We start from the raw sequence: 25,905 nt of genomic DNA on the forward strand, positions 1-25,905 counted from the left end.
CGGCCGATTTCGCGAAGCTAATCCTTGGCCAAAAGGATTAATATTGCGTGAAGCTGGCGCCGCTTCTCCAAGATCCTGTTTTATTTACGCAATCCAGGTCTGTGGGCGATCTTCGACCAGGCGTCAGGCATGGGCGCTGGCCAGAAATTCCAGGCGTCCGGGGCCGCTCTGGCCAAGCTCGATCTTCATCCCGGATACGCGCGGCCAGCAGGCCGGTGAGGTAGGCCAGCACATTGCGCGCATCGAGGGTCGCTGTGCTGGCATTGGCGGCGAGCAGTGGCTTGTAATCCTCCGCCAGCACAATCTGCTGGCCCTCGGCGATCAGGCGGAAGCCGGCGCCCGGGCCTTCGCCATCGACCACCAGCAGCAAATCGCCACCCCGTGCCAGGGTCTCCGACATCAGGATGACGCTGACCAGCAGCAGTTTGGGAAAACCGGTCGGCAGGTCGCTCGGCGACATCGCCGGGACACCTGCCAGGATCACCCGCCCGCCTTCCAGGAAATCGCGCGCCAGCTTGATCGCCTCGCCGAAACCGAAGCTCGCCTGGTTGCCGGCATTGCCCAGCGCGCAACGATAGGCCTGCAGCAGGATGCTGGCGCGCCGCGCGGATCGGGCGGCAAGTGCCCGGGCTTCCGCCACCAGCTCCGGATCCTGCTCATCCTCCAGCAATTCGAGGCCGTTATTGACCGCCCCGATCGGGCTGATGAGATCGTGGCAGAAGCGCGACACCGTGAGTTCAAGAATGGCGAGGTCTATTTTCATGTGCCTGATCCGTATAGGCTCTGAGGATGAGCGAATCTCTGATACCCGCCACTCTCGCCCCTGGCGGCTTCGTGCGCAACCCGAACCAGCCGGATTGGGGCCTGGGTCGCATCCAGACTGTGCTGGGCAGCCGCGTCACCGTCAATTTTGAGCATCTCGGCAAGGTCGTCCTCGACCTCGCCACCGTGACCCTGGTCGAAGCTGAGCCTGAGAATAATCTTTAGTCATCCGGTCGGGATTGGCGCAGGCGCTTGACGCCGCCGCGCTTGGCCTTGCTCTCCATCCGCTTCTGCTGTGACGCCTTGGTCGGCTTCGTCTTGCGCCTTGCCTTGGGCACGATGGTGGCGGCGCGGATCAGCTCCAGCAGCTTCTCCAGCGCATCGGCCCGGTTCATCTCCTGGCTGCGATGGCTCTGTGCCGTGATGACGATCTCGCCGCCCAGCGTCAGGCGGCGGCCGGCGAGCTTCATCAGCCGCTCCCTGACCCCCTCCGGCAGATTGGGGGAGTTGCGGGCGTCGAAGCGGAGCTCGACCGCCGAGGAGACCTTGTTGACGTTCTGCCCACCCGGGCCCGAGGCACGGATGAAACTCTCCTTGATCTCGCGCTCGTCGAGATGGATTCGGCTGGTGACCTCGATCATGGATCGCAAACTAGCAAATATCCCCGGGAAACGTGCAAATATCCCCCGGAAACCGACCCGATTTTTGGGCTATTTGGGCAATTCGACCCCGTGCTGGCGACAGGCGGCGAGCAGCGTCGAGTGCAGCAGCATCGCAATCGTCATCGGCCCGACACCCCCAGGACCGGCGTGATCGCCCCGGCGCGGGCCACGCAGGACTGGAAATCGACATCGCCCACCAGGCGGAATTTCCCATCCTTTTCAACGCGGTTGATGCCGACATCGATCACCACGGCACCCTCCTTGAGCCAGTCACCCTTGACCATTTCCGGGCGTCCGACCGCCGCCACCACGATATCGGCGCGGCGCACTTCGCCCGGCAGATCCTTGGTCTTCGAATGCGCGATGGTGACCGTGCAACTCTCGTTCAACAGCAGCTGAGCCATTGGTTTTCCAACGATATTTGACCGCCCGATGACCACCGCATGCAGGCCAGAGAGGTCCCCCAGCCGATCCTTCAGCAGCAGCAGGCAGCCATAGGGCGTGCAGGGAACAAGCCCTTGCCCACCCGTCGCCAACCGCCCGGCATTCACCACATGAAAGCCATCCACATCCTTGTCCGGGTCGATCGCATTGATCACCGCCTGCGCATCGATCTGCTTGGGCAAAGGCAGCTGCACCAGGATTCCGTTGACTGATTTGTCCTTGTTCAACTGGTCGATCAGCTTCAGCAGCGTTTCCTGCGACGTGCTGGCATCAAGCTTGTGCTCGAAGCTCGCCATGCCGGAGGCCTTGGTCTGCTCGCCCTTGTTGCGCACATAGACCTTGCTCGCCGGATCTTCGCCGACCAGCACTACGGCGAGGCCGGGCGTAAAGCCGTGCGCCTTCTGCACGCTCGCCACCTGGGTCGCGATCTTGGCGCGGATATTCTCGGCGAAGGCCTTGCCGTCGATGATCTTCGGGTTGCTCATGATGGAATAGCCTCGTCTTTCATTGTATCGGCCAGCCAGTCCTCAAGCGCGCGCGCCAAGGCTTCCGGATCGCCCCGAATGTCCACCAGCTTGCGTCGGTCTTTTGCCCCCACGGCGACCGAAATGGCCGCTTTTGCGACAGGAAGATGTTTCGCCAGCAAGGCAATGACGGCGGCATTGGCCTTGCCGTCCTCGGGTGCCGCGTTGATGCCGAATTTGAGGGCGACACCACCTTCGGGCAGGTCGACAAAACCCTGCGGCCCGGCGCGGCGCGATTTCGGCGTCACACGCAGGCGAAGTCGCAACCCGTTGGCGAGGCGTTCGTAGCAGGCCGGGCGCATTGGTCCAGATCGCGCTCAGGCGAAGATGACGTATTCGAACAGCAAGTCGCGGATGAGATAGAGCAGCAGGATCAGGATGACTGGCGATAGATCCAGACCGCCGATCATCGGCACATAGCGGCGTATGGGGCGCAGCAGCGGGTCGGTCAGGCGAGAGGTGACGTCGCCAACGATTTGCACGAATTTCTGGCGCGCATTGACGATGCCGAAATGGATCAACCATGTCAGCGCGATATTCACAATCAGGACGAAGATGTAGATCTGGACGACTGCGTTGATAAGGTTGCCAAGGGCCAGCATTGATTTTCCCGTCGCGGCGTTTTCTCTGGGACGCAAGCTAAGCCAGCCTTTGCCGACTAATCAAGTGTTTGGACCGCCCGCCGTGGGTGGGCGGCCCCCAGCCTTCTGGAGAATCGCCGCAACTCCCCCGGAAGCGCTCGGAAGATGGGGTTTTTATGCTAGAATTCAAGCCATTAACGTAGGCTTGACAGCGCCCCTCCCCAACCATATTCCCGCCCGTTCCGGCCGTGCGCCGGAATCCCAGCGGGTGGGCCCGTAGCTCAGTTGGGAGAGCGCCTCGTTCGCAATGAGGAGGTCGTCAGTTCGATTCTGATCGGGTCCACCAAATTTCTCTGAGTCAGGTCAAAGACTTAGAGACGGCGGCAAGAGCCAAACAGAACCCAGAAGGATCAACCTGTCACACTGGCGTCACAGTGAGGTGGGGTTTTCGTGGCAAATATCCGCAAGCGAGGCAGTCGTTGGCAGGCCCAAGTTCGCCTGAGAGGCAGCCTTCCAGTTGCCAAGAGTTTCGATCGCCGAGCAGATGCTGAAGCCTGGGCAAGGCAGCTTGAGACCTCGATCGACGGCGACCCTCGCCTTATCGAAGCCCGAACCGGTCGCATATCGGGCCCGACCTTAACCGAACTCCTCATTCGGTACCGAGATCAGATCGTACCCCGTAAGCGGTCCCGAGATCAGGAAACCTCCGCCATCAATGCCTTCTTGCGTGAGAGGCTTTGCCAGCTGCCCGCTGCCGCCATCACCGTCGAGGCCATAGCGGACTACCGAGATCGACGATTGCTGACACTCAAACCGGCCTCCGTCTGCCGCACCCTTTCGATTGTCCAGCATGCCTATGAGACCGCTATTCGGGAGTGGGGACTACAGATAGCAGGAAACCCGGTCAAAGCCGTGAAACGCCCACAGTTGGCGAATGCCCGCGTGCGGCGGCTCTCATCGGATGGGGGAGCGAAAGTCAGAGTCTATTCGGAGGAACCAGCGGAGCTGGGCACGGTTTGATCTGCATGAGCTATTCGCAAGGAGAATCATGATGAAGATAAGACTTCTGCTCGGCGGCGCCGCTTTGATGGCGCTGGTCAGCACCGGCGCCCTGGCGCAGCAACAGAACAATCCGACCGATCCATCCGCGCCTTCTGGTGGCTGCACCGGCTTTCCTGGTGATTCTGCGTCTTGCAACAAGATCGAACCCGCGCTGCCGAATGAGACCGTACCTGAAGAGCCCGAAGCGCCGGATCTCGACACGCAGTCAGGTGACCAGGAACCTTTGCCAATGCCAAATACCAACGGCAACCAGTTGGACCTTCCCAGCGGCGCAAGTCCAGACAACCCGGCCACCAATCCAGACGCGGGCAGCGGCAACTGAGCGGATTGCGCTTTGCGCGAGGATATCCTCAATCGCCGCGATGGTGCGATATCGTTGACAGGCTTCATTGTTGTCGCGGCGCAGGGTCGAATCTGACAGATCGGTCAAGGCGCCTGGTTCTGGACCGCGCAGGCGTTGACCGCCGTGCCGACAGCTATCGGCAAGGAAATCGGCTCCGCCTCATATATCGACCTCCGCCGGGTCATCCATGAAAATGACGCGATACTTGGTCGCAAGAGTCGGGCAGCGATCCAGGAGCGCACCGCGAATAGCTGCCGACACTTCTCGGGCGCGCGGCGGCACGGGCCGGCCATTGGCAAAGATGGGCAAGCCATTCTTGTGCGTGCGCGGATCGCTGAGATCCATCGGCACAACCGGCCCGTCGATCGGCGAGTACCAGAAGTATTTTATGAAGAGCTCGTTGGCCCAACCGTTGAAATAGTGGCCACTGAGCGCCATGGAAATCTCGCGCTGGTCGCCGGTCGGGATCACGCTGATGATTGACTTCAGAGCGCAATCCTCCAGCGCCGGCCAATCTTCACCCACCACGCCTGGCGGGCGGTCGATGGTCGTATACTTGCGGATCGCGGCTTCAAGAGTCTCGGCATAGCCCGTGGTATCAACTTTGGCCCCAGCGCAGCCGGCGGCGAGCATAAACAGGATCATCATGAGGCAGAAGCGCATCGAAGCATGCCGATTCTTGTCCGTGGGAGCGGCTACCTTTGCGCGTCAGAACAAATTTGTCGAGTTGTGCGCTGGTTGGAGCGTACGTGGGTGAAGATTGCGGGATATGGAGACAGAAGGCGCCCCCCTCCCAGCTTCCCCCCAGAAGGGGGGGGGACGAGGAGAGAATATTCAGTTGCTAACCGCGCGCCATGATCCGCTCGGCGACCAGATCCTGCAAATGCCAGAGATGGCGATCATGGATGCCCCTGGCCTCGAGATGCGCCACCGTGTTGTGGAGATATTCCGCGCCGGCGCCCCAATGGCCGCAGGCGATGCTTAGGATGTCGGCGGTCTCTTCGGGTGAGAGCTTGCCGGTATAGGCCGCGGCCTGTCGGTTCATTACAAAAGCAATGGCCCGCACATTTCCCTGCGCCGTGGCGACCGTGATCCAGCGCGGCTGGCAGTTCGCCGGCTTCACCGTGAATTCGCGACGGAACAGCTTGTTGATCTGCTGGTCGAGATCGTCATCGGCCAGGCGATAGAGCATGCCGCCGCATTGACCACCGCGATCCAGCGCCATCATGAGGCCGGGCTGGGCGCGCGTGCCGCGAAATCGTGTCACCCGAAAGCAGAAGGCGCGGTGCCAGCCGCGCGCCTCACCGCGCATCTCCGCCACGTGCGGGACCTCCGGCTTCCAGATCAGCGCCCCATAGGCAAACAGCCAGCAGGCGGCGCCGGGCGGGTGGATGGCCAGCATGGATGTCGTGATCGCGGCGTAGTCGGCGTCGTCGTGGTAATGCAGCCCGGGGTCCGGCCCCTCATCGGGCAAAGTCTGGTGCACGCGGGCCACCAGTTCCGGTGTCAGCGCCATCCGGCGGGGCTTTTCTACGTTGGCGTTCAGCGGTTTCTCGCGACAATGCTGCAAAGCACAAATTGCACACGACATGGTCGCCGAGCTTGGCGTAGAAGAGCAAGTGATGATTTTTCACGCGCGCCGTGAGCCGAACACCCATCTGCCAGGAAAGATGCATGAAAACCGCCCTGTTGTTCGACCTCGACGGCACCCTGGTCGACACCGACCACCTTCACCTCGACGCTTTCAACCAACTGTTCGCCGAACACGGTTTCCAGGTCGACCGCCCCACCTACACCGCGAGGATCATGGGCAAGCCCAATAGCGGCATCGCCGAGGCGTTCCTGCCGCATATGCCGCGGGCTGAGGCGCTGGCGCTTCTGACGCGCAAGGAAGCGGCCTATCGCGATATGGTTGGCGAACAGCTCACACCGATCGCCGGCCTGATACATCTGCTCGACTGGGCGGATGGGCATCGGATTCCCTGCGGCGTGGTGACCAATGCGCCTCGCGCCAACGCCGAACTAGTGCTGGCGGCACTGGGCATTAGCCAACGGTTTCAGACCCTGGTCATCGGTGACGAGCTCGCTCATGCCAAGCCGCACCCCCTGCCCTATCTCACCGGTCTGGAACGGCTGGGGGCTAGCGCCGCTCACTCTGTCGCGTTCGAGGACTCACCCTCGGGCCTGCGCGCGGCAGTGGATGCAAGGATCCCCGCCGTCGGGCTGATGACAGCGCTCGCCGCGGCGCAGATCCTGGAGATCGGCGCCACGCTGGCGGTGGCGGATTTCCGCGATGACCGCGTGCGCGACCTAATTCTGCAGCGGATGGCGGACGCTGCCTGAGGAGGCGCTTCTGACGCCTTGCGCCGCAAGCTCAAGCCGCTTCTCCGGCTCTTTGCCGGTTCCAGGGCAGCGCCTCTTCAGCCGCCGGCGATGTCAATGAGGGCCTGGACGGTGCGGCGGCGGCGACGCGGCTTCAGATAGACCAATGTGTTCCTGTTCGAACCGCGCAGGTCGCGCAATGGCACGGCGGCACTGCGCGGATCCTCATTCTGTTCCTGATCGAAGATGAAACCGATGCCGATCTTCCGTGAGACGGCCTCGATCATCGCCTCACGGCTACCGACCACCAGGACAGGCTGCAAGGGCAGGCGCATCTTCTTCAGGCGCGCCTCGAGGGTACGCTGGGTGTTGGAACCATGTTCGCGGAAGATCACCCGCTCGGCGGCAAGGTCCCTAAGCGCTACGTCTGGGCGCTTGGCAAAGGCATGGCCCCGCGGCACCAGCACCATCATGTCCTGTTTCACCACCGGGATATAGCCGACGCGCGGGTCCTCGGGTGGATTGGCAAGGATAGCGACATCGACCACCGACTGCAGCAAGGCGCTCCAGGTCTGCGTCGCATTGCCCAAGACAAGTTCCAGGGTCACGCGCGGATAGAGCTTTCGATACTGCGCCACCAGATCGAGGGCCAGATGCGGGCCGTCGGCGCCAAAGCGAAGATGGCCGCGCTGCAAAGTCTCGGCGGATTCCAGAAAATCCTCGATCTCGGCCTCAAGGATGAACATCTGCCGGGTGAGCGCGAACAGCGCCGTGCCGTCGGTGGTGAGACTGAGGCCCTGCCCGGAACGTTGAACGAGGTCGGTGCGATAGGCGCGCTCAAGGGCTGCCACCTGCAACGAGACAGCGGGCTGGGTCACGCCCAGCATCTGCGCGGCACGGGAAAAGCTGCCGGCCCGGGCCACTGCGTCGAATGCCTTCAACTGGCTGTAGCTCATGATGACAGTATAAGTCTTGTTGTGTTTTTAAGTGATGATTACCAATTTGCTTAATGTCAAGACCGGGCGGAGTGTAGGGGTCAGTCCCCCAAGTTGGAGAGCCCAGTCCATGGATACCGCCGCCCCGAATCTCAAGCCGCTTGCCAGCACCATGCCGGACATGCCGGTGCATCGGATTCCTCTCGTCCTGGCGACGCCGGAAAACCTCAAGGGCTATGGCGAGATCATCGACAATCCGAATGCCCGCGCGGTCGAGATCGTGCGCTGGCCTTCCTTGGGCTGGCGCAAGGTGGAGCCCGGTACCGGCGACCAGGGCGGCACCACCGAGGGAGAGTTCGCCTTCAAATGGCATGGCGATGTGCTGCGCGCGCGCAACGAAGCGGTCAATGACGATTATGTACTGGGCTGGTCATGCCAGCCTTCCCAGGCGCGGGAAGATCGCATGACAGGACCGCGCGAGGATCTGCTGATGTGGCGCAGCAACTACCATCCCGATGTCGGCCAGCTCTTCTTCCCGCTGGAGCCCGGCCCTTTCGTCACCACGCTCGCTTTGCCGGGCGATGACATCACACCTGAGAGCTTCGTCGCCTTCTGGTCAGATGGCGGCACCGGGCTCTACATCCATCCAAATGTGTGGCACGAGGCATTGTGCCCGGTGAATGACAGCTTCCGCTTCTTCGGCCGTCAGGGAAAGGTGCATGCGCGGGTTGGTTCGAACTTCCCCAAGGAGTTCGGCTGCTATCTCTCGGCGCCTTTGCGCAAGGAGGCTGCGCGCGCGAAGCTCTAGTTTCGCTTCGGCCGGCGCAACATTGCATCCGGATCGGGCAGGTCGGCGCCATAGTTCCGGTAAGAGGCACGCGCCGCGTCCTGGCGCGGTTCGAAATCCCAAGGCGCAATGCGGCCCTTGATCAGCGCATCATGCACGATCCGACGGCGGCGCTGGCTCTCCAGCACACGGGCGCGCAGATCGTCCAGATCCCAGCGTGATTCCGCTTCGGCGGTGAACCGGGCCAATTCGACCAAACAGGTCGGGTCACCAGCAAGATTGTTCTGCTCCAGCGGATCGATGCCAAGGTCGTAAAGCGTCGCGCCATCTTCCCGGGAGTAGGTAAACTTGCGGTTGCCGCGACGGATCATCACGGCCGGTTGGGTGTAACCCTCCCCCATATACTCCGCGACCACCTCGCCGGCCGGCTGCTCGGTGCCGGCGAGGCTCGGCCACAGGCTGCGGCCATCGGCATCAAGACCGGTGAACGCGCTGGCACTGAGATCGGCAAAGGTCGGCAGGAGGTCGAGATGCGAGACCGGCGCCACAATGCGCCTGCCCTTGCCGATACCGGGACCAGCGAAGATCAGTGGCACACGAACCGCGCGGTCGAGAAACGTCATCTTGTACCAGAGACCACGTTCACCCAGCATGTCGCCGTGATCGGACGTCACGATGACGATGGTATTGTCGAGAACGTCAAGCATCTTCAGCGTCTCAACGAGGCGACCCAGGAGATCGTCGCAATAGCTGATCATGGCGTAATAGGCATGGCGCGCCTTGCGGATCTGCGTGTCGGACAACGGAATGTCGCCGCGGTCGTAGAGCCGGTACATGCGCATGCCGGCAGCATCGCGCTCATGCGGTGCCTTCGGGGCGACGGCCGGCATATCGATCTCGGCAGGATCATACATGTCCCAGAACTTGCGCGGAGCCTGATAGGGATCATGGGGATGCATGACCGAGAGCGTCAGCATGAACGGTCGGCCATCCGGGCGATCGGCATGCTGATGCAGCCACTGTCTGGCGCGGAAGGTCGCATCCTCGTCATATTGCAGCGATAGCGAATAGTCGCACGGGCCTGCCTCCGCCACGGATTGCAGCGTATGATACCACGGCTGCACCACATCAGGATGGTCCCAGTCCGGCGTCCAGCCGAGATCGGAGGGCGACAGATCCGTCGTCAGCCGCTCCTCATAGCCATGCAACTGATCGGCCCCGGTGAAATCCATCTTGCCGGAAAGACAGGTGCGGTAGCCGGCGCGCCGCAGCAGATGCAGAAAGGTAGGCACGCTGGACGGCAACTCGCTGGCATTGTCGAACGCACCAATTCTGCTCGGCAAATGCCCGGTCAGCATGCCGAAGCGAGAGGGTGAACAGAGTGGGGCCGCGCAATAGGCATTCTCGAACAAGGTACCACGCGCCGCGAGCGCATCGAGGTGCGGCGTCTTGACCAGCTTGTGGCCATAGCCGGGCAGCGAGAGGGCTGCCATCTGGTCGAACATGACAAATAAGATGTTGGGCTGGGCCATCCGGATCACCTGACGTCGAGCCGGAAGCCCGCGCCGATAAGAGAATTAGGGCATGGGCGCCGGTTCAGGAACGAATACGGCGATAAATGAACAGCAGGATCAAAGAGCCGACCACGGCGATGATAAAGCTTCGAATATCGAAGCCGGTTATATCGCCTAAGCCCAATTGCGTCGCCAGCCAGCCGCCCAGCATCGCGCCGATGATACCGATGACGATGGTCATGATGAAACCGCCAGGATCACGCCCCGGCATGATGAACTTTGCGATGATGCCGGCGATAAGGCCGAACAGGATCCAGGCAAGCCAGCCCATGTCGATATTCTCCGCATTTTGTTGCTGCGACAGACTAGCCAATATTCGGGCTTTCCGCCACTGGTGACATCGTCGTGGAAAATGATCTTTGCCTTCACGGCAATGTCACCACCCTCCCGATTTGGACGCGGAACGATCAACTCACCCGACCATTTCAATAGTGAGCTGGGCATCCATCTGGTGCCCGTTCGCCAATGAAATGTTGTGAAGGAGAACGTCATGAAGAAGCGCATTGCCTTGCTGGCAACCGTGGCTGCATTGTCCATGGGATCGGTCGGGGTTTCCGGCGCTCTTGCCGACGACACCACCACCATCACACCACCGCCTGCCGAAATCACCACCCCGGCAGCTGACGCCCCGAGCAGCGCAGGCGTCGGCATCGTGGAGGCGGAAGCTCCCGCGACGCCACCGCCAAGCGACGCTGTCATTCCCGCCCAGCGCGCCAATGAAGTCCGTGCTGAGACATTGATTGGGGCCACCGTCTTCAGCCCCGACGGTGACAAGGTCGGTACCGTAAAGGACATCCTGTTCGACACGAGCGGCAAAGCCACCGGGGTGGTTCTTTCGGTGGGCGGCATTATGGGGTTGGGCGCCAAATCGGTCGGCCTGACCTGGGAGGAAGTCGATGTGCAACCCGACCCGAAGCTGCTGCAAGTGAAGTACACCGAAGACCAGCTTGAGGCTGCCCCGACCTTCAAGACCCAGGAAGCCCAGCAGGCGGAAGCGGACGCCGCCCGAATGGAGCAGCAGCAGCCGGCCGCGCCAATGACGACGGCACCGGCGCCAGCTCCCGCAACGACCGAATAAAGTCGTTTAGGCGAATGACCTCGGCACATCGGGTGCCGGGGTCATTTCCTTAGCCGTGTAATGTACGCGAGGGCGGGAATGAGACGGTCACCGTCGTGCCCCTGTTGGGCGAACTGGCCACGGCAATCTGACCGTCATGGGCTTGGACCAGTTTCTTGGTGATGGCTAGACCAAGACCCGTGCCGCCATAGCGGCGGGAAACCTTGGCATCCACCTGGTAGAAGGGTTGGAAGAGCTTTTCGAGCGAACCAGCAGGGATTCCGATACCGCTATCGCTGATGGTCAGCTCCACGCCACCTTGCTGGTTGCAGCGCGCGCCGACACTTGCTGTTCCGCCGATTGGCGTGAACTTGACAGCGTTGGATAGAAGATTGAGTACGATCTGCTTCAGCGCACGCTCGCCGCCCATCATGAGTGGAAGCCCCGGCGCCACCTCCGTAACAATGGTGACGCGGCCTTCGCTCGCCTTGCGTTCGACCAGACGTAGACTGCTGCTGATTACCGCGGGAATATCGACTTCGCGCTCCTCTATGTCGACCTGTCCCGATTCCAGCTTGGCCATATCGAGAATGTCGTTGATGAGCTGCAGCAAAAGCTGGCCGCTGTCGAAGATATCCACTGCGTAGCGGCGGTATGTCTCAAGATCGGTCGCAAGACGCTGGTCGCGAATAATCTCGGAGAAACCCAGGATGGCATTGAGCGGCGTGCGTAGTTCGTGGCTCATATTTGCCAAGAACTCGGACTTGGCGCGATTGGCAAGTTCCGCCTCATTTTTGGTCGCGATCAGATCTGCCTCGAATCGCCGCTGTTCGGTAACGTCGAAACCAATGCAGACGAGGAGAGAGATGCGGCCCTTGGCGTCCTTGAGCGCGACATTGGACCATCGCAACAACCGTCGTTCGCCGCTGCGACTTACCCAGTAGTTCTCATTGATGATGGGGTATTCGTCTGCCCGACGCCCCGCGACGATCGTCGTGACCCTGTCATAGTCATCGCCCGGCAGGATTGCCCGCCAGGTGGATTCTTCATGCAACTCCGCTTCACTGTAGCCGGACAAGGTTTCGGCACCCCTATTGGCGCGCAAAAGTTTGCCATTGGCATCGTAGACCGTGATGGCGGCATCGACTGAGTCGAGGATCAGGGCGACGAAGGCGTCCTCAAAGACCGGCACATTCTTTCGGAGACTGACGGCCAAACCACAAATGCCAGTATTGGCAACGAGCACGGCTCCGACCAAGGCAACCGGGAGCCATCCAGCATCCGCCGTATCGGAGAGGACGGGCTCGGCGATCCAGGCTACGAGGACGGCAAGGCCCGTTAGATTGAGCACCAATAATGCGAACGCAATCGCCAGGCGGCGACGAGGCATCATACCAGCAGTGCCGATGGAACTCGCGCTCACGCCGTCAGCCGCCCGCCAGAATTCCCGCCTCGGAATTGATTGCACATAGCCCGCCAGCCTCACGCCACAATTGGCTAGGAGTGTCCACCAGAATGGTTAATAAAGTGTTCACTCGCTGAAAATTATCCTGCGATTCTTGCAGGTTACCCCAAAAAGACCGGCGAGCATCGAGATGCCCACCGCAATCTCCCGAGATCCAAAGAGGGGCCTTATTTGTGATGGGTCGTCTGCAGGAAGCCTTTCAGGCGGTCGGAACGCGGATTGGCAAATACCTCTTTGGGGTTGCCCTCCTCCTCGATACGTCCCTGATGCAGGAAAATGACCTTGTTGGCGACTTCGCGGGCGAAGGCCATTTCGTGGGTCACGACCAACATCGTGCGCCCTTCTTCCGCCAATTGGCGCATGACGCGCAGCACTTCACCGACAAGTTCAGGATCGAGAGCCGATGTCGGTTCATCGAACAGCATCACCTTTGGCTCCATGGCAAGCGCCCGGGCAATGGCTGCACGCTGTTGCTGACCGCCGGAAAGGTGATTGGGATAATGGTTGCGCTTGTCGGCAATGCCGACCTTGGCAAGCAGCTTTTCTGCGCGCTCAATCGCTTCCTTGCGTGGGAGCTTCAAGACATGAACCGGTGCCTCGATGACGTTTTCGAGGATCGTCATATGCGACCACAGGTTGAAGCTCTGAAACACCATACCAAGACTGGAGCGAATGCGGTCGACCTGTTTCCAATCTTCCGGAGTCGCATGTCCGTTCTTGAGCGGACGCATGCGGATCAGTTCACCGCTCACGGTGACGCGGCCGGAGTCAGGCGTTTCCAGCAGATTGATACAACGCAGGAGGGTACTCTTGCCCGAGCCGGACGAACCGATCATGGCAATGACGTCGCCCGTATGGGCTGTCAACGAGACGCCCTTCAATACTTCCAGTTCGCCGAATCTCTTGTGCAGATCTTCGACTTCGAGCGCATTTTGCACCATTTGGTCCCCCTTGCCTGCCCCTGTCCCGGGTCGATTGGTTTTTGCGTCGGCCGCTTGGCGCGGCTATTCGGCAAAGTTAAACCCACTTTCCCCTGGATCGCCAAGGAAAAATCATGACCAACGCCCCAATCTCGCCGCTATCCTGCGGTGAAATCCCCAACGCGGCTACCATTTGACATCAAATGCCGCCTTCGCCAAAGTCGCGCAACGACAAAGCGCCAGCAACTGAATCGGGAAAAACAAGAATGAGTCCAGTCGATCAGCAACATCGCAACCGCCACCATCTCCAGCTCAAGCGGTTTGCGATCCTGGCCATCGGCGCCCTATCACTTGGCTGGATTTCGGCGGCTGCCGCGGAGGATGAAGTCGAATGCGGCTCCATTCGCATCGAGATGCAAAGCGATGGCTATGACATGACCTGTGGTGTCGAGAACATCACGGATGTCACCGTGGAAACGCTGGAAGCGAATTCGGTCGACGGCAGCCATTTTCTGGTCGTCACCGATTTCCGCACCAATTATGGCTACATCTTCGAAAGCCGCGGGTTGCGCCAGGGTCTTGCCACGATCTTCAACGATCTCGAGATGGAGGATTGGACCGGCGGAAAGGGAGAACAGGGACTGACGACGTCCGAATTCAGCAGCGTCTACAAGACCGTTCCTTCGGAATGCGTAGGCTTCCAAAGATACACGTCGCGCGACCAGTGGGGCGGTTGGCGCCGTCATGTCATCGGGTTCGGTTGCAGCCGCGTCGGTGACAAATCGCAGGTCTATGAAGCGATGAAACGGGTGAAGTTCCCGCAGTAACCGCCCCCTCCTGCCGGCATTCGGGCGCCGCAACAGCTTCGGTCCGACCAATTTTTCCCGGGCGCCAATTTGCGCATACCGCTCTGCAACATGTGAACTTTCCTGAACAGCCCGCTTGCTGCTAGATTGCCTGCATGTCAGAGATCGAAACTCAACGTGCCATTCTCGACCGTCGCAGGCTCATGGCGGAGCTGGACGCGCTTGCCGCCTCCCTGCCAGATCCCACCAATCCGGGGCCGGAACTGGTCGACATCCTGAAGCGCCATCTGCAGGCCGGGCGCGACGAGATACAGCGCCGTTTCTTCAGTAACAGCCGCGGCGCCCATGCCGGCCTTACCAGCGCCCGCGAAGCAAGCTTCCTGGTCGACCAGTTGCTGCGCGGCCTGTTCGATTTCACCACGACCAGGGCCTTTCCACTCGGCAATCCGACCATTGCCGAAAAGCTGAGCCTGATCGCAGTCGGCGGCTATGGCCGCGGCGAACTCGCCCCCTATTCGGACGTCGATCTCCTCTTCCTGCTGCCTTACAAGATGTCGCCATATTGCGAGCAGGTCGTCGAGTTCATGCTCTATCGCCTGTGGGATCTAGGCCTCAAGGTCGGCCAGGCGACGAGGTCGGTAGAAGAATGCGTCCGCCAGGCCGAGGCCGATCTCACCATTCGCACCAACCTGCTAGAAGCGCGTTATGTGTGGGGCGACCAGGATCTATTCGAGCAGTTCAAGGCGCGCTTCCAGAAGCAGGTCGTCAAAGGCCATGGCGAGGCGTTCTATCAGGGCAAGCTCGCCGAACGGAACGCGCGGCATCAGCGCCACGGCGGCTCGCGCTATACGCTGGAGCCCAATATCAAGGAAGGCAAAGGCGGCCTTCGTGACCTGCAGACCTTGCTGTGGCTGGCGCGCTTCGTGTGCCGCGTGGACAGCATGCAGGCGCTGGTCGACCAGGGCATGTTGACGTCGGCCGAGCGCGGCGCCTTCGACAAGGCTCTCAACTTCTTTTGGACGCTGCGCTATCACCTGCATTACCTCACCAACCGCGGCGAGGAGCGCCTCACTTTCGATTTGCAGCCGGAGATCGCACAGCGTCTCGGCTATACCGACCACGCTGGCACCAAGGGTGTCGAACGGTTGATGAAACACTACTTCCTGATGGCAAAGTCGGTAGGTAGCCTCACCCGCTATGTCTGCGCCGCGATCGAGGCCAAGCTGATCAAGAAGCCGATGCTGCGCATGCCGGCGTTGGGCATCCTGCGCAAGGAACTGGGTGGATTCCCGATCGCCGGCGGGCGCCTCAGCATTGCGCGCGCCGATCATTTCGCCCAGCACCCGATCGACCTACTGCGCATCTTTGCCGTCGCGCAGAAGCATGATGTCGAGATTCACCCGACAGCTATGACAGAAATGTCGCATGCGCTGCGCCTGGTGGATCGGTTGCGCGACGATCCAGAAGCCAATGCGCTGTTCCTCGAAATGCTGACATCCGACAAGAGCCCGGAGCTGACGCTGCGGCGCCTGAGCGAAGTGGGCATTCTCGGGCGCTTCATTCCCGATTTTGGCCGCGTCGTGGCGCAGATGCAATACGACATGTATCACAGCTATACGGTCGACGAGCACACCATCTTTGCTATCGGTATCCTGGCGCGGATCGAACAAGGCGAACTCAAGGACGAAGCGCCGATCGCAAGCCAGGTGGTCAAGGAAGTCCTGTCGCGGCGAGTCCTCTATCTGGCCGTCCTATTGCACGACATCGCCAAGGGTCGCGCCGGCGATCATTCGGTGCTGGGTGGCGATGTGGCGGAGAAGCTGTGCCCGCGCCTTGGCCTCACCGCAGAAGAGACGGAACAGGTTGCCTGGCTGGTGCGCTATCACTTGCTGATGAGCAACACTGCGTTCCGGCGGGACATCGATGACCCGAAGACCATCGCCGATTTCGTGGATCTGGTTCAATCGCCGGAGCGCCTGCGCCTGCTGCTGGTGCTGACCGTTGCCGATATCCGCGCTGTGGGCCCCAAGACCTGGAATGGTTGGAAAGCGCAGCTGCTGCGCGAACTCTATCACCGTGCCGTCAACCTGATGCTGGGTGGCCTTAACACGGCCGAGGAAGACCGCGCGGCATCGGCCATCACCATCCTGCAGCAAGAATTGACGGATTGGAGCGACGAGGATCTGGCGAACCATGCAGCGCGTGGCCACCCGGCCTATTGGCTGGCTTTCCCACCCGCAGCCCTGGGCCGGCAGGCACGCATGATCCGCGCGGCGGAGGCCGAACAGCGGCCGCTATCGGTTGAGTTCAATGTCGACCGCTGGCGATCGATGACTGAAGTCACCATCTACACCCCTGACCGCCAAGGTCTGTTCTCGCAACTGGCCGGCGCCATGGCGCTGTGCGGCGCCAGCATCGTCGATGCGCGCATTTTCACGCTGCGCAACGGCAAGGCGCTGGATACGTTTTTCGTACAGGATAGCGAGGGCGGCCCGTTTGACCGGCCGGCGCGCCTCGCCAAATTGTCATCGACGATCACCCGCGTGCTTGATGCGCCGGAACCGACCCTGGCGCAATTGCAGGAATTGCCGCCCCTGGCACACCCGGCGGCACGCAACTTCCCGGTCATCCCGCGCGTTCTGATCGACAACCGAGCAAGCGCCACGCATACAGTGGTCGAGGTGAACGGCCGCGATCGGCGCGGGCTGCTTTACTACCTCACGGCGGCGCTCACAAATCTCAATCTGCAGATCTCCAGCGCCAAGGTTTCAACCTTCGGTCATCGCGCGGTCGATGTGTTCTATGTGAAGGATCATTTTGGCTTGAAGGTCGAAAGCGAGGCGCGCCTCAAGATCCTGCACAGCGCCTTGATGGTGGTGCTGGCCGAAGCGGAACCGGAAAGCGCACTGCAATCGCGCGCGCTCAAGGTCGATTCGTGGCCACCGGTGGCCCCTTCCACCGCCGCCCAGTGACGCGCTATTCGTTGCGGAGATAGGGCGCCGAGCGGGCGCTGAGCGCGCGCCACGATCCGGCAAAGCCCAGACCCAGCGCCAGGACCAGGCTGATGGCTAGTATGCCCACCGCCAGCGGCGCATCGAAGGCCCAACTGCTTTCCATCACTTCGGTGAGGAAGAAATAGGCCCCGACGCTCCCGATCACGAGAGCAAAGAGGGCGCTCAGGCCGGCCAGCACGGCGAACTCGGTGACATATCCCAGCGCGACATCGCGCCTGGTGCCGCCCAGCATCTTCAGCAATACGGCTTCGTAGATGCGGCGCTGTTGCCCGGTCGCCATGGCGCCGGCCAGGACCAGCGCACCCACCACAAGGGCGATGCCGGCGGCGGCGCGCACTGCCCAGCCGACCGCATCCAGAATGCGCGTGGCAGTCGAGATGGCATCCTTGACGCGGATCGCCGAAATATTGGGATAGCGCGCCGCCAATTCGGTCACCAGCGCGCTTTCGCGGGCTGGGTCGACATGGACCGTGGCGATATGCGTCTGCGGCGCGCCTGAGATCATGCCGGGCGAGAACACCATGACGAAATTGATGTCCAGCCTTCCCCAGTCGATCTCACGGAAGTTGGCGAGGCGGCCGGTGAGTTCGCGCCCCAGGATGTTGACGGTGAGGTGATCGCCGATCATGAGGCCGAGACCGCGGGCGGTTTCGACGTCGAGTGAAATGAGCGGCTCGCCGCTGTAGTCCGCAGCCCACCATTCACCTTCGACGATCTTCGAGTTGGGCGGCGGCAGCGCCGACCAAGTGATGCCCCGATCGCCGCGCAGGACCCAGGCGATATCCGCCGGCGCATTCACTTTCTCGGAGGGCGTATCGTTGATCTTGACGATGCGGCCGCGCAGCATCGGTACATGTTCGAGGCCGGTGGAACTGGGGTAAGCCGCCAGTTCCTTTGCAAAGCTGTCCAGCTGGTTCGGCTGGATGTCGATGAAGTAGAAACTCGGCGCTTGGGCCGGCAGGGTTTCCTCGATATCGCGGGTGAGGCCACGCTGGATGAGGCCCACCGCCACCAGCACGGTAAGACCTAGGCCCAATGAGATCACGATGCCGGCCGCCGGTGCCTGCGGCCGCACCATGGCGCCCAAGGCAAAGCGGATCGCCTGCGGCCAGGCGTTGCGCTGGGCACGGCCGCGCAAGGCAGATGCCAGCATGCGGATGCCGATGGCAAGCAGGCGGAACAAGGCGAGCGAGATGACAGACGCAATGATGAACCACATGCCGAGCATGCGATCCTCGCTGCCGAGGAGGACCAGGCCGGCCAGCACGATTCCGATGAGGCCCAGCGGAATGGCGTCCACCCGCCGCACGGCGCCGAGTTCCAGCGCCAGCGCCCGGAAGAGCTGCGCGGGGCGAATCCTCTGCGCCCGCAGCAGCGGGAGCAAAGAGAAGCAGGCGGCTGTCAGCAGGCCGACTGAGGTCGCGAACAGCAGGGGGACTGCATAGAGTCCTGGCAGGATGCGCAGGCCATAGCCGCTCAAGGCCGATTGCGCCCCGAAGGGCAAGGCCACACCGATGGCGAGGCCGAGCATCACGCCAATCGCGGCCATCACAAGAATCTGCAACCCATAAATGGCAAAGAGAAGATTCGACGTCGCGCCGAGACACCGCAGGATGGCGAGCGATTGCGCCCGGCTTTCGAGATAGGCGCGCACCGCATTGGCGATGCCGATGCCGCCGATCAGCAGGGCTGCGAAGCCCACGACATTGAGGAACTGTGCCGTGCGGTCGATGAAGCGATTGGCACCGGAGGCAGCATCGCCCAGATCGCGGATGCGCCAGCCGGCCTTGGGCAGATCGGCCCGCAGCTTGTCGAGAAAGGCCGGACCGTCGAGCGTGGGAGCATAGGCGACACGGTAAAGATGATAGACCAGGGCACCCGGCTGGAGCAGGCCCGACTCATCAAGTGCTGCCGGTGCCACCATCAGGCGCGGCCCGAGGGAAAAGCCGCGCAGGCCGCGATCGGGTTCGAACTGCAGCAGCGCCTTCAGCCGATACTGCGCGCTGCCGATGGTGAGGAGGTCGCCAACCTTGATGCCCAAGCGGTCCGCCAGAGCGGGTTCCGCCACGGCACCAAAAACGCCGTCGCTGCCTTTGCCAAGCGCCTCCGCGAGGGGAATCACCGGTGCCAATTCCGGCTCGCCATAGAGCGGGTACACATTGTCAACGGCCTTCACCTCGGCAAGGGTCGGCGGCACGTCACTCTTGTCGACCTTGACCATGGCGCGGAGCTCCATGGCGTGGGAGACAAGGCCACCGGCGTCGAGTGCTGCCCGTTCTGTGACATCGGCTTCGCGATAGGCAAGGCGGAACTCGGCATCGCCGCCGAGGATCGCGCGGGCGTCCTGGGCGAAGCCGGCCTCGATGGCGGCGGAGAGTGAGCCAACGCCAGAAATGATGCCGACACCCAGGGCCAGACTGGCGATGACGATGCCGAAACGCTTGAAACCGCCACGCAGTTCACGGCGGGCAAGATTGAGGGCCAGCTTGAAGGTCGGCATGTTCAGGCAGCGAGCCTTTCGTCGCTGACGATGCGGCCATCGGCCATGCGCAATGCGCGGTCGCAGCGCTTTGCCAGGGCGGGATCATGGGTGATGAGAAGCAAGGTGGCACCCACCTGCTCGCGCAGGCGGAACAGCAATTCGATGATGCGGCCGCCGGTTTCGAGATCGAGATTGCCGGTCGGCTCATCGGCCAGCAGCAGTTTGGGCTTGGGTGCGATGGCGCGCGCCAGGGCGACGCGCTGTTGCTCTCCGCCGGACAGCTGCGAGGGGTAATGCGTCAGCCGGTGGCCGAGCCCCACCTCGGTGAGCGCCTGGGCGGCGATGCCGAATGCGTCGGGGGTCCCCGCCAGTTCCAATGGAATGGCGACATTCTCCGTGGCCGTCATCGTGGGAATGAGGTGGAAGGATTGGAACACGATGCCGATCTGGCGGCGGCGGAACAACGCCAAGGCGTCCTCGCTCATGCCTGAAATATCGGCACCGTTGATGCGAATGCCGCCGGAACTGGCGCTTTCGAGACCCGCCAGGAGCAGCATCAGGCTGGTCTTGCCGGAGCCCGATGGCCCCACCAGCCCGACGGTTTCTCCCGCCGCAATTGATAAATCGATGCCGTTAAGGATATTGACCTCGCCGGCCGCGCTACCCAGTTTAAGAGTAACCTGAGATAATTCGATCATTCGTCCTGTTCCGGAAATCCCCATGAACCGCCGCTATTTGGCCGCCCTTACCCTAGCCGTCACGCTGTTCGCCGCCATTTCTGGCGCAGCCTTTGCCGCCCCGGTTAAAATCCTAGCCTTTGGCGATAGCCTGACCGCTGGATACGGTCTGCCCGAGGGTGATGGATTTGTCCCCCAATTGCAGCAAGCCCTGGAGAAGATGGGGCGTGAGGTCACTGTAATCAATGGCGGCCTGTCGGGCGACACCACGGCGGGCGGCCTGTCGCGGCTCGACTGGATGCTGGCCGATAAGCCGGACGTGGTGATCCTGGAGCTCGGCGCCAATGACATGCTGCGCGGCCTCAGCCCGGATGAGGCCCGCGCCAATCTCGATGCCACCATCCAGCGCATCAAGCAGTCCGGCGCCAAATTGCTGCTGGCCGGCATGCTCGCTTCGCGCAACATGGGGGCGGATTACCAAAGCAGGTTCGATGCGATCTATCCCGACCTCGCCAAGGCCCATGATGTTGCCCTCTACCCCTTCTTTTTGGACGGGGTGGCGGCAAAGCCCGAGCTCAATCAGCAGGACGGACTGCACCCGACCAAGGACGGGGTGGCGGTGATCGTCAGCAACATCCTGCCCCATGTCACAAAGCTGCTGGATTCGCCGGAATCATGACTGGTACGGCAGAGCCATTTGCCAGCGCCCATGCCAGCGGCAAGCACCGGGCCGACATTACCCGTGCTTGCCTAGCCACCCTGGGTCCGGTATCGCGCGAGCATGCGCTGGGATTTGTCTATGTGACGGATCATCTGGCCCAGGACCTTCCCGCCATTGTCGATCAGCTACGCCTCACCACCGGGCTGGAGCATTGGATCGGCACCGTGGGCATCGCCATCAGCGGTCAGTCCGGTAACGCGCCGGCCGAGGAGTACATCGACGAGCCTGCCATCAGCCTGATGGTCGGCCATTTTGCGTCGGACAGTTTTCGCCTGCTGGAACCGGAGCCGGGTGGCGTCGGCAGCCGCTTGCGTGCATGCGAGGAATGGCGCCGCCGACGCAGTCCCGCCGTAGCCCTGGTGCATGGCGATCCGCGCAACCCACAACTGCCCAATCTGATGCGCCAGATGACCGAGGAATCCGGCCTCTTCCTGCTGGGCGGCCTCACCTCATCGCGCGCCGGTATGCCACAAGTGGCCGGTGCCGTCGGCGAAAGCGGTCTCTCAGGCGCGCTGCTCGCCGGCGACGTGGCGCTGGTGACGGGGTTGAGCCAGGGTTGTTCGCCGATCGGGCCGCAGCACGTCATCACCCGGGCGCAGGACAATATCATCATGGAGATCGACGGGCGCCCGGCGCTCGACATCTTCCGTGAAGAAATCGGCGTAGTCCTGGCGCGCGACATTCGCAAGATTGCCGGCTTCATCTTCGCCGCCCTGCCGATCACCGGCTCCGATACCGGCGACTATCTGGTGCGCAACATCACCGGCATCGACAGCAATAGCGGATGGCTCGCCATCGGCGCCGAGGTCGCGGAAAACGATCCGATCATGTTCGCCCGGCGCGACCGCAATTCCGCCCTGGCTGACCTCGAACGCATGCTGGAGCGGTTGAAGCAGCGGATCGACCGGCCGATCCGCGGTGGGCTCTATGTCTCCTGCATTGCCCGCGGACCCAATCTGTTCGGACCGGATGCGACCGAAACCAGGCTCATCGCCCAGCATCTCGGGCAGTTTCCCTTGACCGGCTTCTTCGCCAATGGCGAGATCAGCCATGATCGCATCTATGCCTATACCGGCGTGCTCACGCTGTTCCTGTAATCAAATCAACTAGGGGATCGTCCCATGGAATACCGTCGCCTCGGGCGCAGCGACATCAAGGTCAGCGTCATCTGTCTCGGCACCATGACATGGGGCGAACAGAACACGGAGGCCGAGGGCCATCAGCAGATGGACCTGGCCCTCGACCGCGGTGTCAATTTCTGGGACACGGCCGAGATGTACTCCGTGCCGCCGCGCCAGGAAACCTACGGCGCCACGGAAACCATCATCGGGACATGGCTCAAATCGCGCGGCAAGCGCGACAAGATCGTGCTGGCCAGCAAGATCGCCGGCCCCGACAAGCGCCTCACCTACCTGCGCGACGGCAAGCTGCCCTATGATGCGAAGAACATCGCAGCAGCGGTCGATGCCAGCTTGAAGCGCCTGCAGACCGATTACATCGATCTTTATCAGCTGCACTGGACCGAGCGAACCACGAATGGCGCGGCGCGGCTGGGCTATGAGCATCTTGCAGACGAGACATTCACGCCATTCGCCGAAACCCTGCTGGCCCTCCAGGAGCAGATCAAGGCCGGCAAGATCCGCATGATCGGGCTCTCCAACGAATCCGCCTGGGGCACGATGCGTTGGCTGTCGGAATCGGAACGGCTCGGACTGCCGCGCATGATGTCGATCCAGAATGCCTACTCTTTGCTCAACCGCAGCTTCGAAGTGGGCCTTGCCGAGGTCGCGATCCGCGAGGAATGCGGACTGCTCGCCTATTCGCCGCTCGGCATGGGCATTCTCTCCGGCAAATATATCGGCGGGGCGGCACCCGCGACGGCGCGCCTCAACCGGTTCCAGCAGTTCCTGCGCTATCTCGGGCCGATCGCGGCGACAGCCACAGAGAAGTATGTGGCGATCGCCCGCAGGCATGGACTGGACCCGGCCCAGATGGCCCTGGCTTATGTCAACAGCCGCCCGTTCCTGACCGCCAACATCATCGGCGCCACGACCCTGCCGCAATTGGAAGCCAACATCGCCAGCATCGACATCAAGCTGTCACCGGAAGTGCTTAACGAGATTGATGCAGTAAATAAGGAACACACCTATCCCTGCCCTTGAGACCACATATCCGGGGGTGCGGTGCGGCATGGCCAGGGAATGTGATCGCTGGTATGATGATGGCAAGTTCGATTCGGCCGTTAATTTCGGCAGGTGAGTGATGCGCCTATTCGTGGCCATTTCGCTGCCCGACCAGGTGCGCTGGCAGTTGCGCCTGCTTTGCGGTGGCCTGCCGACGACCAAATGGGTCCCGCCGGAGAACTTCCATATCACCCTGCGATTCCTGGGCGAGCTTGATGGCCGCGACCTCGATTATGTCGACGCGGCGCTCGCCGGAATCCGGGCCCCCACCTTCACCCTGCGCCTTGCCGAGGTCGGCCATTTCGCCAGCGGCGGGCGGGTCAAGACAGTCTGGGCGGGTGTCGCGAAGGAACCGGCACTCACGCATCTGCATGACAAGGTCGAATCGGCCGTGGTGCGTGCCGGCCTCCCCCCGGAGGGACAGAATTACCGCCCGCATGTGACTTTGGCGCATCCCAAGGATCCGCCGCCGCACAAGCTGCAGCAATATCTCGCCATGCATAACCTCTTCCGCTCAGAAAGCTTCGAGGTCACGCATTTCACTTTGTTCTCGAGCCATATCGGCAGCGAGACGCCGATCTATCATGCCGAGCGGTCCTACGACCTGTCGTCCAACCTGGTGCGCTACGCCGCGCAGCGCTGAGGCACCCTATTCCGCCGCCTCGACATGGCCATGATCGGCCCAATAGGTCATGGCGAGCGAGAGCACGCCCAGCACGGCAAAGCCGATGCAGAGCGGCAGGATCGTCCCTTGATAGAGCTGACCGATGATGGCGCCGGTGCCGGCAGAGACAAAGGTGGTGAGGGCGCCAATGACAGCGGCACCGACGCCGGCGATATGCCCCAGCGGCGCCATGGCGAGCGCGTTGAAATTACCGAACAGCAGGCCGATGAGGAAAAAGGCCGCCAGCATATAGGCCATGAAGAGCCAGAAGGGTGGCTGGCCATCGAAGGCAAAGGCCACGAAGACGAAGATCAGCGACAAGACCGTATGCGCCCACAAGGCGCGGTTGGAAAGCTTGCGCATGCCGAAGCGCATCACCAGCTTCGCGTTGATTAATGAGGCTGCACCCAGGGTCGCGGCCAACGCGCCGAAGCAGATCGGGAACAGCGTGCCCATGCCGTACATTTCCTGGAAGATCTGCTGGGCTGAGGCGAGATAGCCGACGAAGGCCCCGAACACCAGACCGGTCGCCAGCATATAGCCAAGTGCAACTCGCGTGCGGCAGGTTTCGGCAATCGCGCGCAGAATCCGCACGAAGGAGAGTTCGCGGCGACGCTCGATCGTCAGCGTCTCCTCCTGGCGCAGGGCAAACCAGACCGACGTGATGATCCCGAGCGCCAGCAGCATCCAGAAGATGACGCGCCAATGTGCCAGCAGGATGATCCCCTGCCCGACCGACGGCGCCACCACCGGCACCAGAATGAAGACCGAGGTTACCAGCGACATGATGCGGGCCATGGCACGCCCTTCATAGCGATCACGCACCATGGCAACAACGACAGTGCGCGGCCCGGCGGCACCAAAGCCCTGCAGAAAGCGGCCGATCAACATGGTATCGAAATCGGTCGAGAAAATGCACAGCAGGCTGCCCAGAATGAAGATGAGGAAGCCGGCATAGATCACCGGCTTGCGGCCAACGCTATCGGAGATGGGGCCGTAGAGAATCTGGGCGATGCCGAAGCCGGCGAACAGTATGGTGATCACCATCTGCCGGTCATTGTGGTCGGTCACACCGAGGTCGGCGGCGATCTCCGGCAAGGCCGGCAGCATGGAATCGATGGCGAGCGCCACCAGCGAGATGGTGAGCGCCAGCAGTACCACGAATTCCACCCGCACCTGTTCGGCGATGGCGCCCTTTTCCTTGATCGTCGTCACGGTTTTCACGGCCTCATATCGAAACGCGACGGGCCGCCAGTTTGACCAGCGGCCCGCAATTTCTGAATTTGAGGAACAGCTATATCCCGGGGCGATGGCACACGGCCAGCCATGAGACCGAATAGGTGCTATGCAGAGGCCGTCGGCAAAGTCGGACCAATCGCTGTTAACCCTATTCCGCCGCCACCCGTTTCATCCGATAGATCATGTTGTCGAGCGCAAAGACAGCCGTGTCCTGATCGATGAGATCGAAATCCATGCTGATATCGGCGACGTCGGAGATGCAACTCATGCTGAGCTGGAGGATGTCGCCTTCGGCAAAGCCCAGTTCCTTGGCCTGCCGCGCCGGGTCGGTAAGCCCGCCCTGGAACAGATATTCCGGCGGCACTTTCATGACCTCAAAATGCGCCTTGTCGCAATTGAGGAAGCCAGGTCCCTGCACGGAATCGGCCATGAAGGTGATGCGGCCGCGCGCGATCTCTTCGTTGAGATAAGGCTTGTTGTCGGAATTCGCATCGACCCAGGGCGCCGCGTGCACGTTGAACACATCCCAGGAGCCGGCAAGGGCTTCCTGCGCAGAAGCGGGTCCCGCCTTGAGGATAAATCCGATGCCAGTGGCCGCGATCGCCAATCCGAGTGTGGCGATCACAAGTTGAATGCGCGTCATCTCTCGTCACTCCCGCCGACCATCCCGTCGGCGCACGG

Annotated in this window: 26 protein-coding genes, 1 tRNA gene and 1 pseudogene; 12 read left to right on the plus strand and 16 right to left on the minus strand. The window is 61.8% G+C overall.

Annotation, left to right across the window (positions count from 1 at the left end; all coding sequences use genetic code 11):
* Positions 1 to 37: 37 nt before the first annotated feature.
* The gene (locus tag IPK59_18015; GenBank protein MBK8160577.1) at positions 38 to 763 is read right to left on the minus strand and encodes a histidine phosphotransferase; all 726 of its coding nucleotides are present in this window, start codon (positions 761 to 763) and stop codon (positions 38 to 40) included.
* Between the two features lie 26 nt (positions 764 to 789).
* Here IPK59_18015 and IPK59_18020 point away from each other — a divergent pair, with 26 nt between their 5' ends.
* Positions 790 to 987, plus strand: coding sequence for a DUF3553 domain-containing protein (locus tag IPK59_18020; protein ID MBK8160578.1), 198 nt, complete (start codon positions 790 to 792; stop codon positions 985 to 987).
* Here the strand turns inward: IPK59_18020 and arfB are convergent.
* The 4 genes and pseudogenes from arfB to IPK59_18040 form a co-directional block, all read right to left on the minus strand.
* Positions 984 to 1,403: an aminoacyl-tRNA hydrolase gene (arfB, locus tag IPK59_18025; protein MBK8160579.1), complete on the minus strand. Its 420-nt coding sequence runs from the start codon at positions 1,401 to 1,403 to the stop codon at positions 984 to 986. The two genes, IPK59_18020 and arfB, sit on opposite strands and share 4 nt — an antisense overlap.
* A gap of 69 nt (positions 1,404 to 1,472) precedes the next feature.
* Positions 1,473 to 2,353: pseudogene (folD, locus tag IPK59_18030) on the minus strand (bifunctional methylenetetrahydrofolate dehydrogenase/methenyltetrahydrofolate cyclohydrolase FolD).
* Entirely contained in the window at positions 2,350 to 2,694 is a 345-nt protein-coding gene (locus IPK59_18035) for a DUF167 domain-containing protein (GenBank protein MBK8160580.1), read from the minus strand. The pseudogene folD and the gene IPK59_18035 overlap by 4 nt, the downstream one beginning before the upstream one ends.
* 15 nt (positions 2,695 to 2,709) lie before the next feature.
* Positions 2,710 to 2,994, minus strand: a complete 285-nt coding sequence (locus IPK59_18040; GenBank protein ID MBK8160581.1) for a YggT family protein — start codon at positions 2,992 to 2,994, stop codon at positions 2,710 to 2,712.
* Between the two features lie 249 nt (positions 2,995 to 3,243).
* Between IPK59_18040 and IPK59_18045 the strand changes: the two genes are divergently transcribed.
* Together IPK59_18045 and IPK59_18050 are read left to right on the plus strand one after the other, a co-directional pair.
* A tRNA-Ala gene (locus IPK59_18045) sits at positions 3,244 to 3,319 on the plus strand.
* A 741-nt stretch (positions 3,320 to 4,060) separates the two neighbouring features.
* A complete protein-coding gene (locus tag IPK59_18050; protein ID MBK8160582.1) occupies positions 4,061 to 4,357 on the plus strand; it encodes a hypothetical protein in 297 nt (98 codons plus the stop codon).
* A 180-nt stretch (positions 4,358 to 4,537) separates the two neighbouring features.
* Here the strand turns inward: IPK59_18050 and IPK59_18055 are convergent, their stop codons facing one another.
* Positions 4,538 to 5,041: a hypothetical protein gene (locus IPK59_18055; GenBank protein MBK8160583.1), complete on the minus strand. Its 504-nt coding sequence runs from the start codon at positions 5,039 to 5,041 to the stop codon at positions 4,538 to 4,540.
* A gap of 178 nt (positions 5,042 to 5,219) precedes the next feature.
* Positions 5,220 to 5,969 carry a gamma-glutamylcyclotransferase gene (locus IPK59_18060; GenBank protein MBK8160584.1) on the minus strand — a complete coding sequence of 250 codons (750 nt, stop codon included), beginning with the start codon at positions 5,967 to 5,969 and terminating at the stop codon, positions 5,220 to 5,222.
* Positions 5,970 to 6,052: 83 nt separating this feature from the next.
* Between IPK59_18060 and IPK59_18065 the strand changes: the two genes are divergently transcribed.
* Positions 6,053 to 6,721 carry an HAD-IA family hydrolase gene (locus IPK59_18065; protein MBK8160585.1) on the plus strand — a complete coding sequence of 223 codons (669 nt, stop codon included), beginning with the start codon at positions 6,053 to 6,055 and terminating at the stop codon, positions 6,719 to 6,721.
* A 77-nt stretch (positions 6,722 to 6,798) separates the two neighbouring features.
* Here the strand turns inward: IPK59_18065 and IPK59_18070 are convergent, their stop codons facing one another.
* Positions 6,799 to 7,656, minus strand: a complete 858-nt coding sequence (locus IPK59_18070) for a LysR family transcriptional regulator (protein ID MBK8160586.1) — start codon at positions 7,654 to 7,656, stop codon at positions 6,799 to 6,801.
* 109 nt (positions 7,657 to 7,765) lie between these two features.
* Between IPK59_18070 and IPK59_18075 the strand changes: the two genes are divergently transcribed.
* Positions 7,766 to 8,443 carry an ureidoglycolate lyase gene (locus tag IPK59_18075; protein MBK8160587.1) on the plus strand — a complete coding sequence of 226 codons (678 nt, stop codon included), beginning with the start codon at positions 7,766 to 7,768 and terminating at the stop codon, positions 8,441 to 8,443.
* Here the strand turns inward: IPK59_18075 and betC are convergent.
* Positions 8,440 to 9,954, minus strand: a complete 1,515-nt coding sequence (gene betC / locus IPK59_18080) for a choline-sulfatase (GenBank protein MBK8160588.1) — start codon at positions 9,952 to 9,954, stop codon at positions 8,440 to 8,442. The genes IPK59_18075 and betC overlap by 4 nt on opposite strands.
* 64 nt (positions 9,955 to 10,018) lie before the next feature.
* Positions 10,019 to 10,267: a GlsB/YeaQ/YmgE family stress response membrane protein gene (locus IPK59_18085; GenBank protein ID MBK8160589.1), complete on the minus strand. Its 249-nt coding sequence runs from the start codon at positions 10,265 to 10,267 to the stop codon at positions 10,019 to 10,021.
* A gap of 219 nt (positions 10,268 to 10,486) precedes the next feature.
* Between IPK59_18085 and IPK59_18090 the strand changes: the two genes are divergently transcribed.
* Complete coding sequence (locus IPK59_18090; protein MBK8160590.1) at positions 10,487 to 11,074, plus strand: PRC-barrel domain-containing protein; 588 nt, start codon at positions 10,487 to 10,489, stop codon at positions 11,072 to 11,074.
* Between the two features lie 49 nt (positions 11,075 to 11,123).
* Here the strand turns inward: IPK59_18090 and IPK59_18095 are convergent, their stop codons facing one another.
* Both IPK59_18095 and IPK59_18100 read right to left on the minus strand, forming a co-directional pair.
* Positions 11,124 to 12,476 carry a PAS domain S-box protein gene (locus tag IPK59_18095; GenBank protein ID MBK8160591.1) on the minus strand — a complete coding sequence of 451 codons (1,353 nt, stop codon included), beginning with the start codon at positions 12,474 to 12,476 and terminating at the stop codon, positions 11,124 to 11,126.
* Between the two features lie 209 nt (positions 12,477 to 12,685).
* Positions 12,686 to 13,459, minus strand: a complete 774-nt coding sequence (locus IPK59_18100; GenBank protein MBK8160592.1) for an ABC transporter ATP-binding protein — start codon at positions 13,457 to 13,459, stop codon at positions 12,686 to 12,688.
* A gap of 245 nt (positions 13,460 to 13,704) precedes the next feature.
* Here IPK59_18100 and IPK59_18105 point away from each other — a divergent pair, with 245 nt between their 5' ends.
* Complete coding sequence (locus IPK59_18105; GenBank protein ID MBK8160593.1) at positions 13,705 to 14,265, plus strand: hypothetical protein; 561 nt, start codon at positions 13,705 to 13,707, stop codon at positions 14,263 to 14,265.
* 134 nt (positions 14,266 to 14,399) lie between these two features.
* Positions 14,400 to 17,216: a [protein-PII] uridylyltransferase gene (locus tag IPK59_18110; protein MBK8160594.1), complete on the plus strand. Its 2,817-nt coding sequence runs from the start codon at positions 14,400 to 14,402 to the stop codon at positions 17,214 to 17,216.
* 4 nt (positions 17,217 to 17,220) lie between these two features.
* Here IPK59_18110 and IPK59_18115 read toward each other — a convergent pair whose 3' ends face one another.
* Both IPK59_18115 and IPK59_18120 read right to left on the minus strand, forming a co-directional pair.
* The gene (locus IPK59_18115) at positions 17,221 to 19,758 is read right to left on the minus strand and encodes an ABC transporter permease (GenBank protein ID MBK8160595.1); all 2,538 of its coding nucleotides are present in this window, start codon (positions 19,756 to 19,758) and stop codon (positions 17,221 to 17,223) included.
* A 2-nt stretch (positions 19,759 to 19,760) separates the two neighbouring features.
* Positions 19,761 to 20,438 carry an ABC transporter ATP-binding protein gene (locus tag IPK59_18120; protein ID MBK8160596.1) on the minus strand — a complete coding sequence of 226 codons (678 nt, stop codon included), beginning with the start codon at positions 20,436 to 20,438 and terminating at the stop codon, positions 19,761 to 19,763.
* 22 nt (positions 20,439 to 20,460) lie between these two features.
* Between IPK59_18120 and IPK59_18125 the strand changes: the two genes are divergently transcribed.
* The 4 genes from IPK59_18125 (at position 20,461) to thpR (ending at position 23,964) form a co-directional block, all read left to right on the plus strand.
* Complete coding sequence (locus IPK59_18125; GenBank protein ID MBK8160597.1) at positions 20,461 to 21,096, plus strand: arylesterase; 636 nt, start codon at positions 20,461 to 20,463, stop codon at positions 21,094 to 21,096.
* Complete coding sequence (locus IPK59_18130) at positions 21,093 to 22,235, plus strand: FIST C-terminal domain-containing protein (protein ID MBK8160598.1); 1,143 nt, start codon at positions 21,093 to 21,095, stop codon at positions 22,233 to 22,235. The genes IPK59_18125 and IPK59_18130 overlap by 4 nt, the downstream gene beginning before the upstream one ends.
* Positions 22,236 to 22,259: 24 nt before the next feature.
* A complete protein-coding gene (locus IPK59_18135) occupies positions 22,260 to 23,300 on the plus strand; it encodes an NADP(H)-dependent aldo-keto reductase (GenBank protein MBK8160599.1) in 1,041 nt (346 codons plus the stop codon).
* 97 nt (positions 23,301 to 23,397) lie between these two features.
* Complete coding sequence (thpR, locus tag IPK59_18140) at positions 23,398 to 23,964, plus strand: RNA 2',3'-cyclic phosphodiesterase (protein ID MBK8160600.1); 567 nt, start codon at positions 23,398 to 23,400, stop codon at positions 23,962 to 23,964.
* Between the two features lie 6 nt (positions 23,965 to 23,970).
* On the opposite strand, the gene IPK59_18145 is transcribed toward thpR, so the two are convergent.
* Together IPK59_18145 and IPK59_18150 are read right to left on the minus strand one after the other, a co-directional pair.
* Entirely contained in the window at positions 23,971 to 25,173 is a 1,203-nt protein-coding gene (locus tag IPK59_18145; GenBank protein MBK8160601.1) for a multidrug effflux MFS transporter, read from the minus strand.
* 199 nt (positions 25,174 to 25,372) lie between these two features.
* On the minus strand, positions 25,373 to 25,867 hold the full coding sequence (locus IPK59_18150) for a hypothetical protein (protein ID MBK8160602.1): 495 nt from the start codon (positions 25,865 to 25,867) through the stop codon (positions 25,373 to 25,375).
* Positions 25,868 to 25,905: the final 38 nt, after the last annotated feature.

This window comes from Rhodospirillaceae bacterium (genome assembly GCA_016712715.1).
In the GTDB taxonomy this organism is placed as follows: domain Bacteria; phylum Pseudomonadota; class Alphaproteobacteria; order Dongiales; family Dongiaceae; genus Dongia.

What these genes read in the sequence shown, in the direction of transcription:
- IPK59_18055 (MBK8160583.1), bottom strand. Translation starts at nt 5,041, where the DNA reads ATGCGCTTCTGCCTCATGATGATCCTGTTTATGCTCGCCGCCGGCTGC.
- IPK59_18035 (MBK8160580.1), bottom strand. Translation starts at nt 2,694, where the DNA reads ATGCGCCCGGCCTGCTACGAACGCCTCGCCAACGGGTTGCGACTTCGC.
- IPK59_18085 (MBK8160589.1), bottom strand. Translation starts at nt 10,267, where the DNA reads ATGGGCTGGCTTGCCTGGATCCTGTTCGGCCTTATCGCCGGCATCATC.
- IPK59_18065 (MBK8160585.1), top strand. Translation starts at nt 6,053, where the DNA reads ATGAAAACCGCCCTGTTGTTCGACCTCGACGGCACCCTGGTCGACACC.
- IPK59_18040 (MBK8160581.1), bottom strand. Translation starts at nt 2,994, where the DNA reads ATGCTGGCCCTTGGCAACCTTATCAACGCAGTCGTCCAGATCTACATC.
- IPK59_18115 (MBK8160595.1), bottom strand. Translation starts at nt 19,758, where the DNA reads ATGCCGACCTTCAAGCTGGCCCTCAATCTTGCCCGCCGTGAACTGCGT.
- IPK59_18125 (MBK8160597.1), top strand. Translation starts at nt 20,461, where the DNA reads ATGAACCGCCGCTATTTGGCCGCCCTTACCCTAGCCGTCACGCTGTTC.
- arfB (MBK8160579.1), bottom strand. Translation starts at nt 1,403, where the DNA reads ATGATCGAGGTCACCAGCCGAATCCATCTCGACGAGCGCGAGATCAAG.
- IPK59_18150 (MBK8160602.1), bottom strand. Translation starts at nt 25,867, where the DNA reads ATGACGCGCATTCAACTTGTGATCGCCACACTCGGATTGGCGATCGCG.
- IPK59_18015 (MBK8160577.1), bottom strand. Translation starts at nt 763, where the DNA reads ATGAAAATAGACCTCGCCATTCTTGAACTCACGGTGTCGCGCTTCTGC.
- IPK59_18120 (MBK8160596.1), bottom strand. Translation starts at nt 20,438, where the DNA reads ATGATCGAATTATCTCAGGTTACTCTTAAACTGGGTAGCGCGGCCGGC.
- betC (MBK8160588.1), bottom strand. Translation starts at nt 9,954, where the DNA reads ATGGCCCAGCCCAACATCTTATTTGTCATGTTCGACCAGATGGCAGCC.
- IPK59_18060 (MBK8160584.1), bottom strand. Translation starts at nt 5,969, where the DNA reads ATGTCGTGTGCAATTTGTGCTTTGCAGCATTGTCGCGAGAAACCGCTG.
- IPK59_18130 (MBK8160598.1), top strand. Translation starts at nt 21,093, where the DNA reads ATGACTGGTACGGCAGAGCCATTTGCCAGCGCCCATGCCAGCGGCAAG.
- IPK59_18050 (MBK8160582.1), top strand. Translation starts at nt 4,061, where the DNA reads ATGGCGCTGGTCAGCACCGGCGCCCTGGCGCAGCAACAGAACAATCCG.
- IPK59_18075 (MBK8160587.1), top strand. Translation starts at nt 7,766, where the DNA reads ATGGATACCGCCGCCCCGAATCTCAAGCCGCTTGCCAGCACCATGCCG.
- IPK59_18135 (MBK8160599.1), top strand. Translation starts at nt 22,260, where the DNA reads ATGGAATACCGTCGCCTCGGGCGCAGCGACATCAAGGTCAGCGTCATC.
- IPK59_18100 (MBK8160592.1), bottom strand. Translation starts at nt 13,459, where the DNA reads ATGGTGCAAAATGCGCTCGAAGTCGAAGATCTGCACAAGAGATTCGGC.
- IPK59_18110 (MBK8160594.1), top strand. Translation starts at nt 14,400, where the DNA reads ATGTCAGAGATCGAAACTCAACGTGCCATTCTCGACCGTCGCAGGCTC.
- IPK59_18090 (MBK8160590.1), top strand. Translation starts at nt 10,487, where the DNA reads ATGAAGAAGCGCATTGCCTTGCTGGCAACCGTGGCTGCATTGTCCATG.
- IPK59_18020 (MBK8160578.1), top strand. Translation starts at nt 790, where the DNA reads ATGAGCGAATCTCTGATACCCGCCACTCTCGCCCCTGGCGGCTTCGTG.
- IPK59_18105 (MBK8160593.1), top strand. Translation starts at nt 13,705, where the DNA reads ATGAGTCCAGTCGATCAGCAACATCGCAACCGCCACCATCTCCAGCTC.
- IPK59_18070 (MBK8160586.1), bottom strand. Translation starts at nt 7,656, where the DNA reads ATGAGCTACAGCCAGTTGAAGGCATTCGACGCAGTGGCCCGGGCCGGC.